Source organism: Hanstruepera ponticola (assembly GCF_012931685.1).
Classification (GTDB): domain Bacteria; phylum Bacteroidota; class Bacteroidia; order Flavobacteriales; family Flavobacteriaceae; genus Hanstruepera; species Hanstruepera ponticola.
In genome coordinates, this window is record NZ_JABANC010000001.1 from 668,832 (window position 1) to 692,206 (window position 23,375).

Sequence of the window (23,375 nt, forward strand, 5' to 3'; positions counted from 1 at the left end):
CTTAAAATTCAGCATTTTCCAATTTTGGTAAAGCTAAATCTTTTTCTGAAATAATGAGGTCTTTATGAGGTAATTGCCAGTTTATATTCAATTTTTTATCATTGAATAAGATACCTCTTTCAGCAGGCTTATTATAATAATTATCACATTTATATGAAAAAATAGCTGTATCACTTAGCACAATAAATCCGTGTGCAAAACCCCTAGGTATAAACATTTGCCTTTTGTTTTCACTTGACAACTCTGTTGCTAAATATTTTCCACAGGTTGAAGAATTCTCTCTTAAATCTACCACGACATCCAAAATTCTTCCGCTAATAACTCGTACTAATTTTGCTTGAGCAAATTCCCCGATTTGATAGTGAAGACCTCTTAATACACCTTTAGTGGAAAATGATTCATTATCTTGAACAAATTTCACATCAAGATTGGTTAATTTGTTAAATTTATCTTGATTAAAACTTTCAAAAAAATAGCCTCTTGAATCACAAAAGACATCGGGTTCAAAAATTAAACAGCCTTCTAATTTTGTTTTGATTACTTTCATTCTCTATCTAGCAAACCTAATAGATTATTACCATAACCACTTTTTAACAAGGGTTTGGCTAATTCTTTAAATGCATCACGATTTATAAAACCCATTTCAAAAGCTGCGGCTTCAATTGAACCAATTTTTAACCCTTGTCTTTCTTCAATCACCTCTATGAACTGTGAGGCTTGCATTAGAGATTGAAATGTTCCAGTATCCAACCAAGCGGTTCCGCGATCTAGAATACTTACACTTAATTTCCCTTGACTTAAATAGGCCTTGTTTATATCTGTTATTTCCAATTCTCCTCTATGACTTGGTTTGATGTTTTTGGCTATATCAATTACTGAATTATCGTAGAAATAAATACCGGGAACAGCATAATTTGACTTTGGGTTTTCTGGCTTCTCTTCTATTGAAATGGCTTGACCCTCTTTATCAAACTCAACTACACCATAACGTTCAGGGTCATGTACACGATAAGCATAAATAATGCCTCCGTCCGGATCATTGTTACTTTGTAATAATTTTGCCAGACCTGTTCCGTAAAAAATATTATCTCCCAGAATCAAAGCTACTTTATCAGCACCTATAAAATCGGCTCCAATTAGGAATGCTTCAGCCAATCCATTAGGCTTTTCTTGAGTTGCGTAACTAAAGTTGCATCCATATTTTTGACCATCTCCCAACAAATCTTCAAATAATGGTAAATCTTTTGGGGTAGAAATTATCAGTATTTCTTTAATTCCAGCATACAAAAGAGTTGAAAGCGGATAATAAATCATTGGTTTATCATAAATAGGCATGAGTTGCTTACTTATTGATAGTGTTAATGGATGAAGCCTAGTTCCTGATCCTCCTGCTAAAATTATTCCTTTCATTATTTGTATTGCTTTTCGTAATATGTTTGATAAGCACCTGATGTTACATTCTCTAGCCAGTCCTTATTGTTTAAATACCAGTCTATTGTTTTAGACAGCCCTTCTTCAAAAGTGACGGAAGGCTTCCAACCGAGTTCTTGGCTTATTTTAGAAGCATCAATTGCATAACGTAAATCATGACCTGGTCTATCTTTAACAAAAGTTATGAGTTTTTCAGATGTCCCTTTAGGTTTACTTAATTTTACATCCATTTGTTGGCATAACAATTTTACTAAATCAATATTTTTCCATTCATTAAATCCTCCAATATTGTAAGTTGCTGTATTCTTGCCTTTATGAAAAACTAAATCAATTGCTTCTGCATGATCCTTAACGTAGAGCCAATCTCTTGTATAATTGCCGTCGCCGTAAACAGGAAGCATTTTGTTTTCCAATATGTTATTAATAAATAAAGGTATTAGTTTTTCAGGAAACTGATTCTCACCATAATTATTAGAGCAATTTGAAATTATATAAGGTAATTTATATGTTTCACCATAAGCTCTTACAAAATGATCAGAACTAGCTTTTGAAGCCGAATATGGTGAATTAGGATCGTATGGTGTCGTTTCAGAAAATAATCCTGTATCACCTAAAGTCCCATAAACTTCATCGGTACTAATATGATAAAAACGCTTTCCGTTAAAATCTCCCTCCCAAATTTTTTTGAATGCATTCAAAAGCACCATGGTACCCATAACATTGGTTTTTACAAATGCTAATGGATCAGAAATGGATCGATCTACATGCGATTCAGCAGCTAGATGAATAACCCCTTCAAACCTATATAAATCAAAAAGTTTATTGATTTCAGGTTCATTGGTGATATCGGCCTTTAAAAAAGAATAATTTGAGCTTTTTTCAACATCTTGTAGGTTTTCAAGGTTGCCTGCATAAGTTAGCAAATCTAAATTGAAAATGTGATAATCAGGATATTTGTTTACAAATAAACGCACCACATGAGAACCAATAAAACCTGCGCCACCTGTAATTAAAATTGATTTTTTATGCTTCATATTGAACTACGTATCTAACTAGTTTTTTGGTTAGGTAAATACCACATAAAATGAAAAATATTAAAACAGGAAATACCAAAAGATAATTTGTGTACCATTTAGATGTTTTCTTTCCAACTTTTTGGAAACTTGAAATAACCTCAAAAAACACATCTTCATTTACTTTTCGTTCTTCCAAGCTTTTTAATTGATTTCTTAATTCAATTTCTTTGTTCAGTAACTCATATTCCTTGGTGTTTGATTTATCACTGCTTAATGTAAATCCACCATCACCTAAACTAATTTCTGACTTTTTAGCTTGAGATTCATCCGCTAGAACTTTGATATATACCTGTTGTAAGGAATCAACTTGGTTTAACTGATCCAATATGTTTTTCTTTTGAATCCCAATAAGAGAGTCACTTTTCTGTTTTTTCTTTAACGAATAAAGATTTGTAAATGAGTTCTCCAACCCTGTATTCAATTTTGGAAAAATATCTTTTTGTAATGAAGTAACAGTAATGGAAAAGAAGTCTCCATAATATTCACTTCTATTATCAATAAATTCTTGCAACGTAATTTCATCTTTCACAGCCACAGAATCTAATGACTTAAGAAATTTGTTATACTCTTTTACTTGATCATTTTCTGTTTCGGGTCCTCGATCAATTTCAAAGCTAACTATACTGTTCAAAACATCTTCATTAACTTCAAATATTTCTGAAAGTGTTGTATAGTCTTCTTCGGCTACTAATGAATTATAGTAATTAATATTATCAACTAGTTGATACTTTGAATCGTAATATGTTTTTACCAACATAGTTGACTCATAGGTGTTTGGTTTGAGCTTTTGTAAACCATAACCTAAAAGACCTGCTACAATCAAGCTAATGACAATAATCTTGAAGTTTACAACAATCGCTTTTAGCCCATAAATAAAAACTGAAAAAATTGCTTTAAATATAGAACCAATGAAATTTATAAATCTATTGAATACATCACCTATAAGTCTAAATAATTGCCCTAAATCTACTTCGTCATTTGTGTTTTGAGGCTGTTGTGGTTGACTGCTCATATCTACTGTTAGTTATTAAATATTTGTTGTAATATTTTTCTTGTTATTAAATAGGTTGGTTTTACACCTGAAGTTCCCAATCCTCCTGAAGCCAAAGTACTACCTGTCTCTAAAGGGTTGTCACTGGCGTAGTAAGCGTAGCGTACTTTAACGTCTGGATTAATAGTTTTTCTTATTTTTGAAGCGGCTTGTATAGCTTTTTGATAATGCGCTCCTTCCATTTCCAAACCAATAACATTCCATGTAGAATTGAAAAAGAATTTTAAAATGTCTTTATTCTGTAAAGATGTTCCAAGCACAGTTATCATGGCGCCTTCAAAAACATTTACGTTGTCTCCTTCTAAATCGGACTTACTTAACTCGTTTGTAAAAGGGTAATTATCAGCAGTTCCTTCAAAAATATGCGCAGAAGGAATCATAATATCTCCTTTTCCACCTTCCAAAATTCCAGCTTTTCCCATTATTGAGATTGATGACACATTAAGGTGTACGTTTTTCTCGTCACTTTTTATTGGTTTAAGGAGTTCATCAATAGTTTCGTAAGCTTGTTCGCCAAAAGCGTAGTCCATAACCAAAATTACAGGTTTGTCAGAATTATCATTTAATTTATTAACACCTAAATCCAAAGTTGAAACATCTATTTTGTTTGTGTCAAAAATTTGAACATCAATATTCGTTCCCGATGTATCAGGAATATAAATCATTCCATTCTGCAACGCCTCTTTACTCACTTTATTGCGTAGTGATTCATTTTCTTTTTTGCTTAAGTCCTCATAAACCCCAAAAACACCTTTTTTGTTTTGTAATGTTTTTAATGCTCTATTTGAAAACAGCGTATTCATAACACTATGCATGTTGGCACTTATAATATGAATAGGTTTGTTTATTAACTCATTCTTTAGAAGGATATTCTTAATATTGTCTGCCCAAATTTCCCCATGTATGTGGTGTCCTAATCTTTCTCTTAAAACCGGACTAAAAGTTACTGTACGCTTGTTGTTATTTACAACTTCTTCTATGGCTAATTTTCCTAACCAATAGACTATATGCAGAAGTCTTTCTGGTTGATCCTTGGTGCTAAATTGGTTGTAAACTTGACTCAATTCGTTAAATGTTCTGCCAAGTATGTTAGCAGTATGAGTTATGGCTATTTCACGTTCATTTTGAGAGAGTTTGTTTTTAGATAAAACGGCTTTTTCAAGTTTAATCCAATCTCTTGTTGTATTTCCGTTTTCATCTATAATAACTCGCTTACTTATTTTATGTGATTCAATAAACATAAACGTTAGATGTGTAAGAATATCATAAATTTCTGAACGCCCTCTAGTGATCTCAATGTTCATTTGCTCGTCATCAATGCGGTAACAGTTTCGGCGTCTTTTAGGCGGAATAATAGCTTTAAAATGTGAATTGGCGTAACCTTCATCACTAGTAAGGTTTATAAATGTGCATTCTTCAATACCTTGAGGTAGTCTATCAATAACATACAAAAGTCCTTCTAATTCTGCTTTATCATCAGCAATAGAACCATAAATTTCTGGCCGTAACAATAATAATGCCTCACGTAGAGTTTCTCCAGAAACACCCATTGGTTTGTAAAACCCTCTGTTAAATAAGTGCCGCATGGTAATGTACATTCTTTCAATAGCATTTGAGCTTTCTTGAGCTCTCGTTCTAGCATGATGTTTTTTATTACTCATAGAAAAAATTTAGTGCCCAAATATACTATTATTTAGTCAATCCTAATTGTTCCAATCTATCGACTATTTTTCTGTCATTTGACAAGCGCGGTAGTTTGTTTTGACCGCCTAATTTTCCAATAGATTTCATATAGTCCTGAAAACCATTTTTTTGGACTTTAGTTATTTTTAATGGCCTTAAAACTTGCCCTGAAATTAAATCATTATAATAGCTATTCTGTTCTTGAAGTGATTGGTCTATTTTTAATTCTAAAGCATTAATATCTATTGAATGATCTTCAAATTCTATAAACCATTCATGATATGGTAATCCAGCGTCAGGATTTATCTGTGGTGCTACGGTAAATTCTGTTATTTGGATTCCCAACCCCTCAACACCTTCTTTTAGTGCTTGTTCAACTTCTTTTCCAATAACATGCTCTCCAAATGCAGATATAAAATGTTTGATTCTACCTGATACAATAATCCGAAATGGTTTTATGGATATAAACTCCACCGTGTCTCCAAGATTATATGCCCACAAACCTGCGTTTGTTGAAACAATCATAACGTAATTTACACCAACTTCAACATCTTTTAAGGTTATACGTTTAGGGTTTTCATCAAAAAAATTGTCCGCTTTTATAAATTCATAGAAAATTCCTGAATCTAATTGTAACAGCATACCTTTTTCGTTTTGCTTATCCTGAAATGCAAAAAAACCCTCACTAGCTGGATATAATTCTATGCTGTCAACCTTTCTTCCAATTAAATTTTCAAATTTTGAACGATAGGGCTCGTAATTAACACCCCCAAAAATAAATAGGCTGAAATTCTTAAAAACATCACCCACCTTTTTTCCTGTTCGTTCTTGTATTTTTTTAAAATACATCTGAACCCATGAAGGAATTCCTGAAATTACCGTCATGTTTTCAGGTAAAGTTTCGGTTACAATCGCGTTTACTTTTTCCTCCCAATCCTCAATACAATTAGTCTCCCAAGATGGCATTCTGTTTTTTTGGAGGTATTTTGGTACATAATGAGCAACTATTCCAGACAATCGACCGAGTTGAATATCATTTTTCTTATTCAAAACTGGACTCCCTTGTAAAAAAATCATCTTACCATTGACAAACGTACTATTCCCTGTTTCGGCTATATACATCAATATAGCATTTCTAGCAGCCTTAATGTGATAAGGCATACTTTCTGAAGTTAAAGGAATATATTTTGAACCAGAGGTTGTTCCAGCTGTTTTGGCAAAATATAATGGTTTACCTTTCCATAATATGTTTTCACGACCTTCTACAACTAGATCTATATAATTTCTCAACATTTCATAATCTCTAACCGGAACGTGTTTAACAAAATCATCATGACTCTGAATATTGTCAAAACTATGATCTTTCCCGAATTTGGTCTGTTTGGCTTCGCTTATGAGTTTAGAGAAAACTTTTTCTTGAGTCTCTATTGGGTTGTTTGCCCATCTATTTATTTTTCTTGCAACAATTTTGGCAAATGGTTTTGCTAATGCAGATTTAATTGAAAACATTAATTAAAGTCTATAAAATTTGTTGGATTAATTGGGTAACCATCACTCCACAATTCAAAATGTAAGTGTGGTCCTGTTGTTAATTCGCCTGTATTTCCAGTTGTCGCAATCACTTCACCTGCCAATACTAAATCACCTTGAGATTTAGTTATAAATGCATTGTGTTTATAAACCGAAATTAACCCTTGTGAATGCTCTAAAATAATAACATATCCGGCTTCAGTAGTCCATTCGGCAAAAATAACTGTGCCATCAGCTGTTGCTTTTACAGGTGTATCTTTTTCAGTTACAATGTCAACAGCGTAATGTCTTTCTTTAGCATTATAGTCTTGAGATATAGTACCTTTCACAGGCGGGAACAGTATAAAACTCGAATTGAGTTTGGCTGATTCAAACAAATTGTATTTATCTTCTTTTTTTACTTTATCGCGAAGTATAGAGTCCTCCTTAATAGGTGTTAGATTGATGTTCTTTGCTTCGGTTTTTGTCGCTTCTATTATAGAATCCCTATTAAAATCTACAGTACTAACCTCACCATATAATACCTTTTTAATACTTGAGAAATATTGTTCGTTAATGGCTATCACTTGCTGTAAAGAGTCCGTTTTATAATTTAATTCTGTAGCTCTCTTTTTTAGTTCGGTTGAAGAATAACCTGGTATATATTCTCTTAAAGGCGTAAAGGCTATTAGAATAGTTGTAGCTACAATGAGAAAAATAGATAGCAGTGATATTAAAACAAATACGTTTAGCCTTGTAAGCTTGAAAGATATTCTTTCTTCAAAAGTATCTTCATTTAAAATCACTAAACGGTACTTGTTTAGTAATTTTTTAGCGAATCTTCTCTGCTTTTTATTTTTATTGCTCATACGTATCGCTAAATTAAATAAAATAATATCATACCTAGACAACTAAATACTAAAGTTAGAGATTAAACGAGTATATTAAAGTATAATTATTAACTTTGTAGCTTAAATAACAAAGCGATGATTTCATTAAGTATATTTTTAGCACCAGGACCATGGCAAATTATATTGATTGTAGTGGTTGTATTGCTTTTATTTGGCGGAAAAAAAATACCTGAATTAATGCGTGGTTTAGGAAGTGGTATCAAGGAATTTAAAGACGCTAGTAAAGAAGAAGATAAAGATAAAAAAGAGTAAATTCTTTTTTAATAAAGCAAAAACCCAACTAAATTAGTTGGGTTTTTTTGTATTTAATTTTGTTGAATCGTTATTCAAACTTGATAGATTTTATAATTGATTCCAATTCGAACATATAATCACGTTTTTCAACAGATGGCGCAAAAGCAAAACCTTCTACTACAAGTTGTCTGTTATTTGCTTCATCATTGATAACATAATTTACAAAAGGACCAGACATAAAAGCATTTTTCACATCCCAAAGACCTTTAGTTTCATATGCGGTTTTATCATCTATTGTGGTTTTTGTTAAGAAAGGAGAATAAGCCATTTCTGTTACCATAAAGGAACCGTCTGTTGGTCCTGGAATATGAATTTGACCTATTGAATCACGCATTTTGATAATTTGATTTACCAAACTATCATTCTCTTTAATAGTGCCATAAGGCAGTTCATAAAGCATGATATTAGTTGTTCCTGTTGTAATATCTTTTCGTATCCAATAGAAATTATCCGTTTCTTTCGCAATCCTATATGCCGATGGAAACTCAATACTTATTCCTAAATTCTCTTTAATATTATTATTCTTATGCAGAGATAATTTGGTACGACGTTGTCGCTCTTTAATTTCTTCATTTTTTAATGACATAATCATACGATCTGCATTTTCTTGTATTTGATCAATAATTTCTTGATTGGAATTCCCAGAGACAATAACTAATTTTTGTGGTTTGGCAAAAGCGTCTTTAGCAATTTTGACTTGAGCTTCATTTCCTTTTTCAATTTTTAATACTATTCTATTTTTAGTAGCAAACCCAGAAAAAACTGAAGGTGGAATTTGACTTAACTTAAATAATGGTTCATCCTGATTAAGACCATGTACTGGAGCAGCAAAAACATCTCTTACGGCCTCTCCCACTGATCCTTCCCATAGGTCATTATCAATGACTACTGACAAATTGTTTATGTTTCCAGATGATTTTGAAAGTATTTTTTGGTTTGAGTTTTTACCATCTTGACATGAAAAAATTACTGTGATAGCTACAAAAGCAGTTAGAATTTTACGCATATTTAAATTGTTTTGATGAAACTAACTTTTTGAAATCTTAAGTTTCATTCCTGGTTTTAATTTGTTACCACTAATATCGTTCCAATCTCGAATATTTTGTACAGAAACTCCTGGAAATTTTTGAGAAATGCTCCAAAGCGAATCACCACTTTTAACGGTATAAGTGCTTGATGACCCACTTGAGCTTGATTTTGAAGTGCTTGAACTTGCTACTTGACTTGTTGCCACTGGTTTTCTGGGATAAATAGTTAATCGCTGGCCTATTCTTAAATTATTACTTCGTAATCCATTCCATTGTTTTATTTGACTCACCCTTACACCATATTTTCGAGCAATTTTACCTAAATAATCACCAGAGCGAACACGATAGCGCACCTTACTATCACTATCAAAAAATTGTGGAAGTGGTTTTTCTCTAGCATCAAATTCAGCTTGAGCAGCTGCATATATGGCTTGTTCGTTATTTACAAAAACTCCAATTGCCGAACGAGGTAAACGTAAAGCGTAATTTTCTCCTTTTATATATGGAATGATGTCTAGTTTATAAGAAGGGTTTAAAAACTGTAACTCTTCCATTTTAACACCTGTAGCTTCTGAAACTTGATCAAGTGTAATCATTTGTTTAACAACAATAGTATCTGTTTCAATATGATGAAACGCTGGTTTTTCGGAAATTAAGCCGTGTTCTTTCGCGTATTCCATAATATACATGGTTGCTAGAAATGCTGGGACATATCCTGCTGTTTCACGTGGAAGATTATGACGAATATTCCAGTAATTCTGATAACCACCTGAACGTCTAATGGCTTTAGATACATTTCCTGGTCCGGAATTATAGGCGGCCAATGCCAAATCCCAATCGCCAAAAATAGTATATAGTGATGATAAATATTTGGCTGCTGCTTCGGTTGACTTTATGGGATCTGAACGTTCATCTACATAACTGCTTACATTTAACCCATAATATTTACCCGTTGCAAACATAAACTGCCATAGACCAGTTGCGCCAACTCTAGATTTTGCCCTAGGTTTTAAAGCAGATTCAACTATAGCAAGATACTTTACCTCCAATGGCACATCATAGTTGTCTAGTTCTCGCTCAAACATTGGAAAGTAAAAATGACTCAAGCCAATTAGTCTTTCAAAATATTGTCTTCTATTTTTTAAGAACGATTTTATAACACTTTCTAAAGATGGATTGTATTCAACATTAAACGGTGTTTTGGCATTCAACAATGCCAAGCGTGCTTTTAGAGTGTCTGTAGGTAATTCCGGATAATAAACCTCCTTGTAATCTAATTCTGAAATGGTGTTGTAAATCGTATCAAATAAATCGTTACTATATAATTCGTCTAGCCACTTTTGATCTAATTCTGCTGCAAAATCATTGTCTTCCAAAGACTTTATAACTGTAGAATCTGGTGTAATTTGAATTTGTTTTTTGTAGAATTCCTTACCGTCTATAATGGTATCTAATTCATATTGCTCACTTGCAACCAATTTTTCTTGTGGAATTCTTGAAGTATTTGGAATAGTATCTTGTGCTGACAAACTATATGTCAGGAAGAAAATTAAAAAGTAGCATATTGTAGGTTGTTGCATTGTTGCTTATTTATATCATCTTAACGCTTATATTCTATTTTTCTTATGAACTATCTTGGTCATGCAACGATAGCATTGAGGCTCAACGAAATATACTAAATTATTCTAAAATAGCAGCTATTCCCGGTAAAGTCTTCCCTTCTAAACTTTCTAGCATGGCACCTCCACCTGTACTTACGTAACTTACTTTATCTTCAAAATCAAACTGTTTGACTGCCGCAACCGAATCACCTCCACCTACAAGTGAAAAAGCACCATCTTCAGTAGCTTCAGCTATAGCATAACCTAGAGCAATAGTTCCTTTGGCAAAATTTGCCATTTCAAAAACGCCTAAAGGTCCATTCCATAAAATAGTTTTAGAACTTTTTATCACATCGGCAAATAAAGCTTCAGTTTTAGGGCCAACATCAAGTCCCATCCAGCCATCCGGAATTTTATTAACCTCACAGGTATTGGTATGAGCATCATTACTGAAAGCATCAGCTATAATAGCATCAACGGGTAAATGAATTTCAACGTTTTTCTCTTTTGCTTTTCTTAAAATGGTATTTGCTAATTCTAACTTGTCATCTTCAACCAAAGAATTTCCTATTGCACCTCCTTGAGCTTTAACAAAAGTAAAAGTCATGCCACCACCTATTATTAAATGGTCTATTTTATCTAGAATATTATCTATAATTGTAATTTTTGATGACACCTTTGCACCTCCCAACACTGCACAAACAGGTTTTTCACCTGTTTCCATTACTTTTTTAATGCTTTCAATTTCTTGTTGTAATAGGTAACCAAAACATTTTTTATCTGAAAAAAATTGAGCAACAACCGTTGTTGAGGCATGTGCTCTGTGCGCTGTACCAAAAGCGTCATTAACATAAATGTCCCCTAATTCCGAAAGTTGTTTAGCAAAGGCTTCATCACCTTTTGTTTCTTCTTCATGAAAACGTAAATTTTCTAACAATAATATTTCTCCTGGTTGAAGGTTTTTAGCAGCTTCTTGTGCTTCAGGACCAACACAATCTTCAGTAAACTTAATTTCAACACCCAAAATATCTTCGGCCTTATCAACAATATGTTTTAAGGAATACTTATCTTCTTTTCCTTTTGGTCTACCTAAATGAGACATTAAAATACAACTGCCTCCGTCTTCCAGTATTTTTATAATAGTTGGTTTGGCAGATTTAATTCGGGTAGCATCGGTTACCTGATAGTCTTCATTTAAAGGCACATTAAAATCTACACGAATAAGTGCTTTTTTGTTTTCAAAATTAAAGTCATTTAGGGTTTTCATGATGTAATTAATTAGATTGACAAATATAATTTTTTCAATTCAGAAAAACAGTAGCAAATCTGTTATCTTTACCGCATGTTATTTAGTGAGATTTTAGGTCAAGAACATATAAAAGCGCACCTAACACAAAGTGTTGATAATGGTCGCATAGCTCATGCGCAACTGTTTGTGGGACCTGAAGGTTGTGGTACGCTTCCAATGGCTATTGCTTATGCGCAGTATTTACTTTGCAATAACACGAGGAATGAAAATACTAGCGGAAATGAATCCTGTAATTTAAAGTTTAAAAATTTATCGCATCCCGATTTACATTTTGCTTTTCCAGTTGCCACCAATGGTATTATAAAAAGCCATCCTGTTTCAAGTAATTTTATAGCAGAATGGCGCGAATTAATTGATGAGCAGCCTTATGGTAATTTATTTGATTGGTATAAAAAAATTGGTATTGAAAAAAAGCAAGGTCAAATTGGTGTTGATGAAGCTCAAGATATAGTAAAGGCTTTATCATTAAAATCTTATGAAGGTGGCTACAAGGTGATGATTATCTGGATGGCTGAAAAGCTGAACACTCAAGCAGCTAATAAGTTGTTGAAATTGATTGAAGAACCACCTAACAAAACTATTTTTATTCTTATTGCAGAAGATGAAGAGCAAATAATTAATACCATCAGATCGCGTTGTCAGGTTTTACATTTCCCGCCTCTATCTGAAGAAATAATCAAACAAGGCCTTATTAAAAAATACGCCATTCCCGAAGATGTTGCTGGTAAAATTGCACATGAAGCCAACGGAAACTTCAACAAGGCTTGTGATTTAGTCTATCATGATTCTGAAGACACACAGTTTGAAGACTGGTTTATATACTGGATTCGTAGTGCATTTCAGGCTAAAGGCAACAAAAGCGCTATTCATAACCTTATATCTTGGAGTGAAGATATTGCCAAAACTGGTAGAGAAACTCAAAAACAGTTCCTTCAGTTTTGTCTAACCTTTTTTAGACAAGCACTTTTAATGAACTATAATACCAATGAATTGGTCTACATGGAGCCAAAATCTGAAGGATTTAAACTAGAGAATTTTGCTCCTTTTGTACACGGCAACAACATTCTAGAAATATCAGAAGAGCTTCAGAATGCCATTTATCATATAGAGCGTAATGGAAACTCAAAGATTATTCTAACTGATTTGTCAATAAAACTTACACGTTTACTACATAAAAAAGCCAGCTAATAAGCTGGCTAAAATTTTATATAAATAACAGGAAAATTAGTCTTTTTTATAACTCTCGTTAAGAGTTTTCAAAATAGTTTCTGAAATATTATTTTCCTCTTTACCATACATAACACCTGATGCTGCATCACTAGTGCCTAAAATGTAAGTGTAATTATTCTCTTTCCCGTGTTTTTTTACAAAGGTTTTAACTTTTGATATTAGCGAATCTATTTCCGTCTGGCTATCCTTTGAAATTTGTTGCTCCTCCATTTGAAACTGCTGCTGCAACATTTGTTGTTTTTGCATCAATGCATTGTATTCTGATTGGGCATCACTTTCTGTCATAGATTGGGATTTTAATTGAAATGCTTGGTAATCTAACTGTAAAGCTTTGCCTATACTATCCCTTTTTTTATTGTAAGCCTCAATTTTAGATTTGTACTTAGATTCAATATCTTTCTTTTCTTGGTATTCGTTAATCACATAACTATTATCTATATATGCGATTTTTTCTTGCTTACAAGAAACAACCATTACTAAGGTTAATATTCCAAAAATTATTTTTTTCATGATTCTATATTTTTAAGATGCGCAAATGTAAAAAAGTAATTACGATTTAAAATTTTTATTGCCAAAATTGTTAGTATAAGCAAAATTGATATTGAGGTTGTTTTAAAATAAATGAAATTTATTATTGTAAGGCCGATTAAAGCCGCTCTGAAGTCATTTAAAAATTAGTCAATAGGATTTTATGGTAAGGAATTCAAAAATTGATTCTAAAGCTTTAAAATCAATAAATAGGTTATTTTAGTATATAAATATGCGATGAGTATTCATTTGTTGACTTTCCTTTGATGTTTGATTGTAATCCTATCCAAAATGCTTTAAACGGATTCATAAATCCTGTTTTATACTTTTCTGATAATAGGCTCACATAAAATGAATCAAATATCATGGGTTTGGTTTCTACTAATTTTAGATTTTCTTTTTTAAGTAATCTAGAAATAGCTGTTTTAGAAAAATGCCATAAATGTCTTGGTACATCATAAGCCGCCCAAAACGATTTGTAATATTGAGCATCATAACTTTTAAAATTTGGAACGGCTATAATCAATGTTCCATTTGGTTTTAAAAGCTTTTTAAAAGTAGATAGATGTTTTTCAATATTTGGTAAATGTTCCAACACATGCCATAATGTAATAACATCAAATTGATTTTCTTTCAATTCAAACAACTGTTTCGAATCTAACACATTATTATCAGTTTTTGAATTAGCAATAATTCTTGCTTTTTCATTTGGTTCAATCCCTGTAACCTGCCAGCCATTTTTTTTTGAAGCCTGTAAAAAATCGCCTGTACCACAACCTACATCCAAAAGTACTTTTCCTGATTTTGAATAGTTATTAATAAGTTTCACTTTACGCTTTAAAGTAAATTCACGGACAATATGGTAAATAAACTCCATGACATTCCGCTTGGAATCGGTATGTGAAATGTAATCTTCTGTTTTGTAATATTTACCTAAATGTTCCTCTGGTGGTTGTGGATGTGTTTCAAGTATATCCAATTCCTCGTTATAAAGTAGCTGAAATTTTTCTCCAGAAACTGAATGGTCTATAACTTCTAGATATATGTTTTTTAATTTCATTTGTAGAATTGTTCCACGTGAAACATTAGCGTCCCATATACACTAAAAGCACTGAAACATCGCTAGGTGACACACCACTTATACGTGATGCTTGTGATATGGTTACCGGTTGAATTTTATTTAATTTTTCACGCGCCTCCATACTCATGGATTTAAGTTTAGAGTAATCAAAATCTTTTGGGATCTTAATATTCTCAAGCCTAGAAAGTTTGTCCGCATTGTTTTTTTCTTTCTCGATATAACCTGAATACTTAACTTGGATTTCTGCTTGCTCAATCACCTCATCGTCTAAATTATTGTCTACAATATAATCATTAACCGATTCAACTTTTCGCATATCATCTATGGTAATATTAGGTCTAGCGAAAATTTTAAACATTTTATCTGACTGCTTCATCAAAGAGGAATCATTAGCGTCTAAAATGGGATTAATCTCTTCCGGTTTAACACTAGTATCTCTAAAAAACTGGACAAAATTATCAGAAGCTTTTTGTTTTTCTTCCATACGTTTTAAGCGTTTTTCTGAAGCTAAACCAATCTTATAACCTTTTGGTGTTAGTCTAAAATCAGCGTTATCTTGACGCAACAAGGTTCTGTATTCTGCACGTGACGTAAACATACGATACGGTTCTTCTGTACCTTTAGTAATTAAATCATCTATTAGTACACCAATATATGCTTCGCTTCGTGATAAAGTAAACGCTTCCTTTTCTTGTACTTTTAGACTAGCGTTTATGCCAGCCATTAAGCCTTGGGAGGCAGCTTCTTCATAACCAGTTGTGCCATTAATTTGACCAGCAAAATACAAACCATCAATTAGTTTGGTTTCTAAAGTATGCTGTAATTGCGTAGGTGGAAAATAATCATATTCTATCGCGTATCCTGGTCTAAAGAATTTTACATTTTCAAAACCAGCGACAGAACGCAGCGCTTTAAACTGAACATCTTCTGGCAAAGAAGTTGAAAAGCCATTCACATAAACCTCTACAGTATTCCAGCCTTCAGGTTCTACAAATAATTGATGTCTGTCTTTATCAGCAAATCGATTTATTTTGTCTTCAATTGACGGACAATAACGCGGTCCTAAACTTTTAATTCTACCATTAAACATTGGTGAACGTTCAAATCCTTCACGCAATAAATCATGCACTTCGGGACTTGTATAAGTCATGTGACATGAACGTTGTTCAATAAGTGGTTTTGTGATATCTAAAAAAGAAAACTTTTGCGGCACGTCATCACCTGGTTGTTCAACCATTTTAGAATAATCTAATGATCGGCCGTCAACTCTTGGCGGTGTTCCTGTTTTCATTCTGCCCGAATCAAATCCCAAATCAACCAATTGTTCTGTTATTCCAGTTGCTGCTCTTTCTCCGGCTCTACCTCCACCAAAATTTTTATCACCAATGTGAATTAAACCATTTAAAAAAGTTCCGTTGGTAAGTACAACTGTTTTTGCTTTAACTGTAATTCCAAGTGATGTCTTTACACCTACAACTTTATGATTTTCGATTATTAGGCCCGAAACCATTTCCTGATAGAAGTCTAAATTAGGGGTGTTTTCTAATAGCATTCTCCAATCTTCAGCAAAACGCATGCGGTCACTTTGTACACGAGGACTCCACATAGCAGGTCCTTTAGACTTATTAAGCATTTTAAATTGAATAGCTGATGTGTCACTTACAATACCACTATAACCACCTAGCGCATCTATCTCTCTAACTATTTGCCCTTTTGCAATTCCTCCCATAGCTGGGTTGCAAGACATTTGAGCGATGTTTTGCAAATTCATAGTAATCAACAATGTTTTACTGCCCATGTTTGCAGCAGCAGCAGCAGCTTCACTACCAGCATGTCCAGCTCCAACCACTATAACATCATAAACCTCATTAAACATAACATTTGTATTTCATTACCATAATTAAATTGTTCCACGTGAAACAATTTGCTTAATACTTCAAAATCACCTTAAACATTTATACTTACATCATAATTTTGAGTCTGCAAATATACGACGAATTAGTGAATTCGCGATAGCACTTTTAAATAGTGATTTTCCTTGCTCCGCATTACAGTCGCTTCATCTGTTGTTTTATCTTTATAACCACAATAGTGTAATACACCATGTACCATAACACGATGTAATTCATTTTTGAATAATTCGTTAAAGTCTTTTGCGTTATCCTTTACACGTTCAACAGAAATATAAATATCCCCCTGTAATATTTTTCCTACCGAATAATCAAAACTAATGATATCTGTTAACGTATCATGATTTAAGAATTCTATATTAATTTTATGAAGATAATCATCGTCACAAAAAATATAGTTAATATCTTCATATTTGAATCCTTCGGCTTCAATAACAGCAATAATCCAATTAGATAATTGTTCTTCATTATCTAATTTAAAATTATTCTCGTAATTAAAACTTATCATCGCTTTGCTTAAAGTATTCTTGAACTTTCTTTTTGTAAACAGGTTGCAAAGGTAAGGTCTGTCTGTTTAATATTTCAGTAGTGTTGAAATATTCTTTGGCTTTTGGTATCTGGTTGTTGGTGTTGTTTCTAAAATCTTCCTGATTGGTTTTAGACTGTCGTTTAGTATCCTGTCCTTGTTGGAAGGTTGCGTTTTCTAGCTTCAATAATTGATGCTGTAAATTCATCATTTTTTGAAGTGTTTGATTAGTGAAACCTTTATTTAACAAATCCAACTCTACCTCCTCCATTTGCTTCAGCAAAGCTTTACCAACTCCTGTACTTCCTTCTTTTGCCAATTTATCTTCAAGCGCTTGTCTAATTTGTTGTTGCCGTTGATAGATTTTAAACAACTCGCCATTGAGTTCTTCAGAGCCATTACTTTCACCGTTACCTTGTTTTTCTCCGTTTTCCCCTTGATTACTATCCTGTCCATTGGGTGACTCTTGGCCTTGTTGACCTTCTTTTTCACCCTCTTTTCCTTCTTTACCCTCATCTCCTTCCTTGGGTTTTCCTTCTTGGCTTTTATTCATGCCTTCCTGCATTTGCTTATTAAGCTCTTCTTGGCTCATAATGATGTCTGGTAAACCTTGTTCAGGTTTTCCGCCACTACCAGTACCACTAGCCTGCATCTGCATTTGCATACTATTCAAAATATCACTTAAAAAGTCAGCTAAATTATTGGCAGCTGTTATAGTATACTGCTGATTTGCAACACCTTGATACAGACGATTTTCTGAAAATTGATCCAAGGATTTATCAATATTGAAGAAGACTTCTGATATTTCTTTATTTATTCGTTCTGATATTTTTGGTTGTCGTAATGATAATGCAAAAAGACTATCATCAACATGAGAGAAATGTTCCTTAAGACTGTTTTGCTTCACCAAATAACTGGCGTATTTATTATGATTGACTTCAATGCTTTTGAACTGATTCATTAAATTCTCTTGATCAAACGAAAAGAGCACCAAATTATCTAATATTTGACGAAGCATCTCCATGTCTTCTTGCATTTGTTCTGCACCTCCCATCTGCATAGCCATTTGCATTTGCTCACTCATTTGCTTCATTTTTTGTGCAGCTTGTTTTTGCTTCTTCTTGGCCTTTTCTTGATTTTGATTAGGGTCTTGCTCTTGGCTCTCGCCTTTCTCTTCGTTTTTTTCTTGTTCGTCTTGTTGTTCTTGCTGCTCAAGTTGTTCTTTAGCTTCTTTCTGGTCTTCCTTTATGGCTTCCTCCTGTTTTTTGTCCTGCGGAAGCTCCATAGGCTGTTTTAATTCTTTGTTCTCTTTCTGTAACTCATCTAATTCTTTTTGAAAGTCTTCAAATTTTTTATTAAGCTCATCTTGAGATTCTACGTTGTTTTTGTCTTTTTCCTTTTCAGATAACTTTTCTTGTTCTTCAGCTAATTTATCTAATTCTTGCTGTAGCTTTTCAAGTTTTTTAGAAACATAATAGCGTTTAGTTAATTCTAACAACTGCTCCAAGCTGCGTTTTTGGTTCTTATTTTGTTTTGCTAATTTCTCAAGCTTATCTGTTAACTCCTCTTTGTTTATTTTCTCTTGAAGTTTCTCTAGTTCTTCAAGAAGTTTTTCATCCTCTTTAAGTTGCTGCTCGTTTTCTTCTAACCGTTCTTTTAAGTCTTCTTTAAACTGGTCTTCATTGTCATTTTCCTTTTGAAACTCCTCTAGATTTTCTTTGAGTTTTTTGTTGAAATTCTGCATCATTTCTTCTTGCTGTTTTTGTCTTTGCAAGAAGTTTTCTAGTTTCTTTTTATCATTAAAATTGAGTTCAGATTTTTCTTTTTGGGTTTTAGAAAACTCTTCAAGTTGTTTTTCGCGTTCTTCAATTTTTTCCAAGGACTTATTCAAATCGTCAATGGTTTCGTTTTGTTGCTCTAATTGCTTCTGCTCCTCTTCATCTTTGGTGAGTTTTCTGTAGTAATAAACACTACTTTTTGTGCTTTTGTAATTACTTAAAGCATCGTTGTCAAAGACTTGAAAATAGAGCTCATAACCCTCGCCATCAACTAAATCCAGATTGTTTGGAAAAGCTGAAATAAACTCACTAATGTTAGATTTAGCAATTGGAATATCTACTTTTTTGATTTGTTTAATTTCGCTTATAGGATAATATACTAGTTGAAGTTTTCGTAGTCCATAATCATCGCTTGCCTGTCCAAAAAAGTACATGCTTTGCTGATCAATACTATCAATTTCCATTTTAACATTCAATTCTGGATAATCATCCTTAATAACATCAATACTAAAAGATAACTTTTCATAATCCTTTAGAAGTTCATTACTTGTGCTTATGGCATAATCAAAATTATTAAACACGGTTTTTGTGCTCCTAAATTTTCCAGAATTTTCTAGATTGAAAACAGTCGTGTCCTGACTGTAAAGAACAACTTGATTTGTTGCTTTGGTATTTAGCTTCCATGTAATTTTTGTGCCTTGAGGAACCGTTGCATTCCCAGTACCATTTAGTGTTTCTTGAGCCTTATTTATATAATTTGGATAATCCAAAACCATTTCAAAACCTAAAATAGTCGGTACTTCAGATACTGAAAGTGTATAGGTTTTAGAAGTAACCTCATTTGCTGTAAGTTGAAAATCGATATTGTTTTTGGGTCTAGTAAATATAAACTCAAACTCTCCTATTCCTTTTTGCTGTAAAAAATACGTCTCGTTGTTAAAGCTGATTTTAGCATTTTCGGGAATAGTGGTTCCAGCCGTTCTAACTTTAAGGGTAAAATCATGATTCTCTGTTGTGGTTAAATTTTCATTAACTACAAAAAATTGGAAAGGTGCTGGTGGCTCATAAGCTGTTTTATAATTAACCACGCGTTCATAACTATCACTAAACCAGTTAAACTTGCCAGAAACATACGATAGTAGTATGATAACAATTGGAATTAGTGCATATTTTACATATTTCAGATTTTGCTTAAAATTTATAGCAAATTTAAAGGGAATAGGCTGTAGTTCAGTAGATTTCTGATTGATACTCGCTAGCAACAATTCTGATTCTGCTTTGTTTTGATTTAATTGTAAAACATTCAGCAACTTGTCATTGACTTCAGGAAAATGTGTTCCAATAATTTTTGATGCTTCGGTATAATCAATCCCCTTTTTGAGTTTGAATAATTGCGCTAGTGGAAAAAGAATAAACTTAACAAACAACGCTGATTCAACCACAACAAACAACCAAAATAAAACTGTTCTAGATGTAGGGTCTAACCAAAATAAATATTCAACAAGCAGCGTAAATAGCAGATACAACAATCCTATTGCGAAAAACAAGATACTACCTCTAATAAGTTCATTAACGTAATACCGTTTAATGAAACCTTCTAGTTTATTGATTATGTTGTTGAAACTTGCCATTATTATAATTAACTTACTAATCTACAATTTTATTTTAATGTATTATTCGCTAATTTTATAAGGTTGTGTTAATTTCGAGGAATTAATACTCAAATCTATTAAAACACCATTAAAGAAAAAACAGATTTCCCCATAGTACAAATAAAACAGAGTTTCAATGAAAGACTTAAAATATTTAGCAGCACTTACGATTCCTTTAACAGCTGTGGTTGGATTGTACTTAAAAGGTGCTTGGTGTTTTTTAACACCTGTGTATTCATTTGTGATAATTCCGTTATTAGAAATGTTGCTTCCTGAAGATAATACCAATTATTCTGAACCTGAATTAGAAAATAGAAAGGTAAACAAGATTTTTGATTGGATGCTGTATTTTAATCTGCCCATTGTTTATGGATTAGTAGTTTGGGCGCTCATAATAGTTACGTCTGTTCCGCTAGAAACATTTGAGATTATAGGATTGACATTGAGTTTAGGAATGGTGTTAGGCACAAATGGTATTAATGTAGCTCATGAACTAGGCCACAGACAAACCACAAACGAACGCTTTATTGGTAAGGCTTTACTCCTACCAGCATTGTATATGCATTTTTACATTGAACACAATCATGGTCACCATTTGCATGCAGCTACGAAAGAAGATCCAGCTACTGCACATTACAATCAAAATGTCTATTCGTTTTGGTTTACCTCAACTATTAGACAATACTTAAGTGCATGGCGCATTCAAATGAAATTACTAAAAAACAGCAAGCAATCATTTTTCTCTGTAAAAAATGATATGTTTTGGTTTCTCGTAATTCAACTTGTCTATTTGTTAGCTGTGTTTTCCGTGTTTGGAAGAACTGGATTATTATTTGCTATTGCTGCTGGTGTTACTGGATTTATACTTCTTGAAACCGTAAATTACATTGAACACTATGGGTTGCTACGTTCAAAAACAGCTTCGGGACGCTACGAACGTGTAAAAGAAAACCATTCCTGGAATTCCAACCATCTTGTTGGCAGAATTGTGCTTTATGAACTTACTCGACATAGTGATCACCATTACAAGTCTTCAAAAAAATATCAACTTTTGGAATGCCATGAGGAGAGTCCGCAAATGCCTTTTGGTTACCCAACATCCATGGTTTTGGCATTAATTCCGCCTTTGTGGTTTAAAATTATGAATAAGCGTGTACCAACTCACATGATTTCGGCATAAAATTGCTTAAAAACTAATTAAGGTTTTATCTTTGCGCAAAATTTATTTGCATGAGTCAAACTGTTCGCGTACGTTTTGCACCAAGTCCAACAGGTCCATTACATATTGGCGGTGTTCGTACAGCACTATTTAATTATTTGTTTGCTAAAAAGCAGAATGGCACTTTCGTGCTTCGCATTGAAGATACCGATCAAAATCGATATGTCGAAGGTGCTGAAGATTACATTATTGAATCCTTAAATTGGTGTAATATTCCCTTTGATGAAGGCCCTGGAAAAGAAGGTGATTTTGGTCCTTACAGACAAAGTGAGCGCAAACATTTATATAAACAATATGCAGACGAATTAATTGCAAAAGGTAAAGCTTATTACGCTTTTGACACTGCTGAAGAATTGGATTCGCACAGAAAAGATCATGAAGCCAACGGAAAAACCTTTATCTACAATTGGCATAATCGTGAAAAAGGCAGATTGGTAAACTCCTTGGTACTTTCTGAAGAAGAAACCCAAGCCAAACTAGATGCTGGTGAGGATTATGTTATTCGATTTTTATCTCCTCAAGATGAAACCCTTCATCTTAAAGATATTATTCGTGGTGACATTAAAATAGATACCAATATTCTTGATGATAAGGTATTGTTTAAAAGTGATGGTATGCCAACATATCATTTGGCAAATATTGTTGACGACCACTTAATGGAAATCACTCATGTTATTCGTGGTGAAGAATGGTTGCCTTCATTGGCATTACATTATCAACTATATCAAGCCTTTGGTTGGGAAGCGCCTGAATTTGCGCATTTACCACTAATTTTAAAACCAACTGGAAAAGGAAAATTAAGTAAGCGTGATGGAGATAAACTAGGCTTTCCAGTTTTTCCATTGGCATACAAAGACCATAAAACCGAAACCATTTCAAGAGGTTATAGAGAGGATGGATATTTCCCTGAAGCTGTAGTAAACTTTTTAGCGCTATTGGGCTGGAATCCTGGTACAGAACAAGAGATTTTTAGTCTTGAAGAACTGATAAACGCTTTTGATTTAAACAAAGTAAATAAATCTGGAGCGCGATTTGACCCAGACAAAACCAAATGGTTTAACCATCATTACATGCAAGAGCAGCGGGATGACGAACTGGCTACTGATTTTAAAACCATACAGCCTGAATTAGAAGATATAGATGTAAATTACGTGTCCATGGTTGTTGCTCTAATCAAAGAGCGTGCTAATTTTGTATCTGATTTTTGGGAGTTGAGTCACTTCTTTTTTGAAACACCAACCGATTTAGACGAAAAAGCCGTTAAAAAGGCCTGGAAAGAAGATTCAGCCGAAATTATGACTAAAGTTATTAGCTTAATTGATACCATTTCAGATTATTCAGTTGAGAATTTACAAACGGAAATAAAAGGCTGGATTACTAAAAACGAAATTGGTTTTGGTAAAGTTATGATGCCATTACGACTAGCACTGGTTGGCGCTTTAAAAGGTCCAGACGTGTTTGACATTATGTTTATGATTGGAAAAGATGAGACTAAACGACGTATTGACAATTTAATAAACACACTGTCATAAAAAGAGCGCCTAAAAAGGCGCTCTTT

General features: G+C 33.1%; 19 protein-coding genes. 4 read left to right on the forward strand and 15 right to left on the reverse strand.

The window, feature by feature from the left end:
* Nucleotide 1 precedes the first annotated feature (1 nt).
* From rfbC to HGK31_RS03015, 7 genes are read right to left on the reverse strand one after another with little or no spacing between them, the layout of a single operon-like run.
* On the reverse strand, nucleotides 2-547 hold the full coding sequence (rfbC, locus tag HGK31_RS02985; protein ID WP_191858421.1) for a dTDP-4-dehydrorhamnose 3,5-epimerase: 546 nt from the start codon (nucleotides 545-547) through the stop codon (nucleotides 2-4).
* Nucleotides 544-1,410 carry a glucose-1-phosphate thymidylyltransferase RfbA gene (rfbA, locus tag HGK31_RS02990; RefSeq protein WP_191858422.1) on the reverse strand — a complete coding sequence of 289 codons (867 nt, stop codon included), beginning with the start codon at nucleotides 1,408-1,410 and terminating at the stop codon, nucleotides 544-546. Before rfbA ends, rfbC begins: the two co-directional genes overlap by 4 nt.
* Nucleotides 1,410-2,465, reverse strand: coding sequence for a dTDP-glucose 4,6-dehydratase (gene rfbB / locus HGK31_RS02995; RefSeq protein WP_191858423.1), 1,056 nt, complete (start codon nucleotides 2,463-2,465; stop codon nucleotides 1,410-1,412). The genes rfbA and rfbB overlap by 1 nt, the downstream gene beginning before the upstream one ends.
* Nucleotides 2,455-3,519 (reverse strand): GumC domain-containing protein, encoded by a 1,065-nt coding sequence (locus tag HGK31_RS03000; RefSeq protein ID WP_191858424.1) that lies wholly within the window; start codon nucleotides 3,517-3,519, stop codon nucleotides 2,455-2,457. Before HGK31_RS03000 ends, rfbB begins: the two co-directional genes overlap by 11 nt.
* Before the next feature lie 8 nt (nucleotides 3,520-3,527).
* Nucleotides 3,528-5,219 (reverse strand): DUF6909 family protein, encoded by a 1,692-nt coding sequence (locus HGK31_RS03005; protein WP_191858425.1) that lies wholly within the window; start codon nucleotides 5,217-5,219, stop codon nucleotides 3,528-3,530.
* A 28-nt stretch (nucleotides 5,220-5,247) separates the two neighbouring features.
* The gene (locus HGK31_RS03010) at nucleotides 5,248-6,750 is read right to left on the reverse strand and encodes a GH3 family domain-containing protein (RefSeq protein ID WP_191858426.1); all 1,503 of its coding nucleotides are present in this window, start codon (nucleotides 6,748-6,750) and stop codon (nucleotides 5,248-5,250) included.
* A complete protein-coding gene (locus HGK31_RS03015) occupies nucleotides 6,750-7,619 on the reverse strand; it encodes a M23 family metallopeptidase (RefSeq protein ID WP_191858427.1) in 870 nt (289 codons plus the stop codon). Before HGK31_RS03015 ends, HGK31_RS03010 begins: the two co-directional genes overlap by 1 nt.
* Nucleotides 7,620-7,736: 117 nt before the next feature.
* Between HGK31_RS03015 and tatA the strand changes: the two genes are divergently transcribed.
* The gene (gene tatA, locus HGK31_RS03020; protein WP_104735106.1) at nucleotides 7,737-7,913 is read left to right on the forward strand and encodes a twin-arginine translocase TatA/TatE family subunit; all 177 of its coding nucleotides are present in this window, start codon (nucleotides 7,737-7,739) and stop codon (nucleotides 7,911-7,913) included.
* 70 nt (nucleotides 7,914-7,983) lie between these two features.
* Here the strand turns inward: tatA and HGK31_RS03025 are convergent, their stop codons facing one another.
* The 3 genes from HGK31_RS03025 to HGK31_RS03035 all read right to left on the reverse strand — a co-directional run bounded on the left by HGK31_RS03025 (nucleotide 7,984) and on the right by HGK31_RS03035 (nucleotide 11,851).
* On the reverse strand, nucleotides 7,984-8,961 hold the full coding sequence (locus HGK31_RS03025; protein WP_191858428.1) for a DUF4837 family protein: 978 nt from the start codon (nucleotides 8,959-8,961) through the stop codon (nucleotides 7,984-7,986).
* 21 nt (nucleotides 8,962-8,982) lie between these two features.
* Nucleotides 8,983-10,563: a lytic transglycosylase domain-containing protein gene (locus HGK31_RS03030; protein ID WP_191858429.1), complete on the reverse strand. Its 1,581-nt coding sequence runs from the start codon at nucleotides 10,561-10,563 to the stop codon at nucleotides 8,983-8,985.
* A 100-nt stretch (nucleotides 10,564-10,663) separates the two neighbouring features.
* A complete protein-coding gene (locus HGK31_RS03035; protein WP_191858430.1) occupies nucleotides 10,664-11,851 on the reverse strand; it encodes a phosphoglycerate kinase in 1,188 nt (395 codons plus the stop codon).
* Between the two features lie 75 nt (nucleotides 11,852-11,926).
* Between HGK31_RS03035 and HGK31_RS03040 the strand changes: the two genes are divergently transcribed.
* Complete coding sequence (locus HGK31_RS03040; protein WP_191858431.1) at nucleotides 11,927-13,081, forward strand: DNA polymerase III subunit; 1,155 nt, start codon at nucleotides 11,927-11,929, stop codon at nucleotides 13,079-13,081.
* Nucleotides 13,082-13,117: 36 nt separating this feature from the next.
* Here the strand turns inward: HGK31_RS03040 and HGK31_RS03045 are convergent, their stop codons facing one another.
* From HGK31_RS03045 to HGK31_RS03065, 5 genes are all read right to left on the reverse strand, one after another.
* On the reverse strand, nucleotides 13,118-13,633 hold the full coding sequence (locus HGK31_RS03045; protein WP_191858432.1) for an OmpH family outer membrane protein: 516 nt from the start codon (nucleotides 13,631-13,633) through the stop codon (nucleotides 13,118-13,120).
* A 232-nt stretch (nucleotides 13,634-13,865) separates the two neighbouring features.
* Entirely contained in the window at nucleotides 13,866-14,711 is an 846-nt protein-coding gene (locus HGK31_RS03050) for a class I SAM-dependent methyltransferase (protein WP_191858433.1), read from the reverse strand.
* A gap of 25 nt (nucleotides 14,712-14,736) precedes the next feature.
* On the reverse strand, nucleotides 14,737-16,608 hold the full coding sequence (mnmG, locus tag HGK31_RS03055) for a tRNA uridine-5-carboxymethylaminomethyl(34) synthesis enzyme MnmG (RefSeq protein ID WP_191858434.1): 1,872 nt from the start codon (nucleotides 16,606-16,608) through the stop codon (nucleotides 14,737-14,739).
* A gap of 122 nt (nucleotides 16,609-16,730) precedes the next feature.
* Nucleotides 16,731-17,150 (reverse strand): rRNA maturation RNase YbeY, encoded by a 420-nt coding sequence (gene ybeY / locus HGK31_RS03060; protein WP_104735114.1) that lies wholly within the window; start codon nucleotides 17,148-17,150, stop codon nucleotides 16,731-16,733.
* Nucleotides 17,137-20,577, reverse strand: a complete 3,441-nt coding sequence (locus tag HGK31_RS03065; protein WP_191858435.1) for a DUF4175 family protein — start codon at nucleotides 20,575-20,577, stop codon at nucleotides 17,137-17,139. The genes ybeY and HGK31_RS03065 overlap by 14 nt, the downstream gene beginning before the upstream one ends.
* A 157-nt stretch (nucleotides 20,578-20,734) precedes the next feature.
* Here HGK31_RS03065 and HGK31_RS03070 point away from each other — a divergent pair, with 157 nt between their 5' ends.
* Nucleotides 20,735-21,778, forward strand: coding sequence for an alkane 1-monooxygenase (locus HGK31_RS03070; RefSeq protein ID WP_191858436.1), 1,044 nt, complete (start codon nucleotides 20,735-20,737; stop codon nucleotides 21,776-21,778).
* A 50-nt stretch (nucleotides 21,779-21,828) separates the two neighbouring features.
* Nucleotides 21,829-23,349: a glutamate--tRNA ligase gene (gltX, locus tag HGK31_RS03075; protein WP_191858437.1), complete on the forward strand. Its 1,521-nt coding sequence runs from the start codon at nucleotides 21,829-21,831 to the stop codon at nucleotides 23,347-23,349.
* The last annotated feature ends 26 nt before the right edge of the window (nucleotides 23,350-23,375 follow it).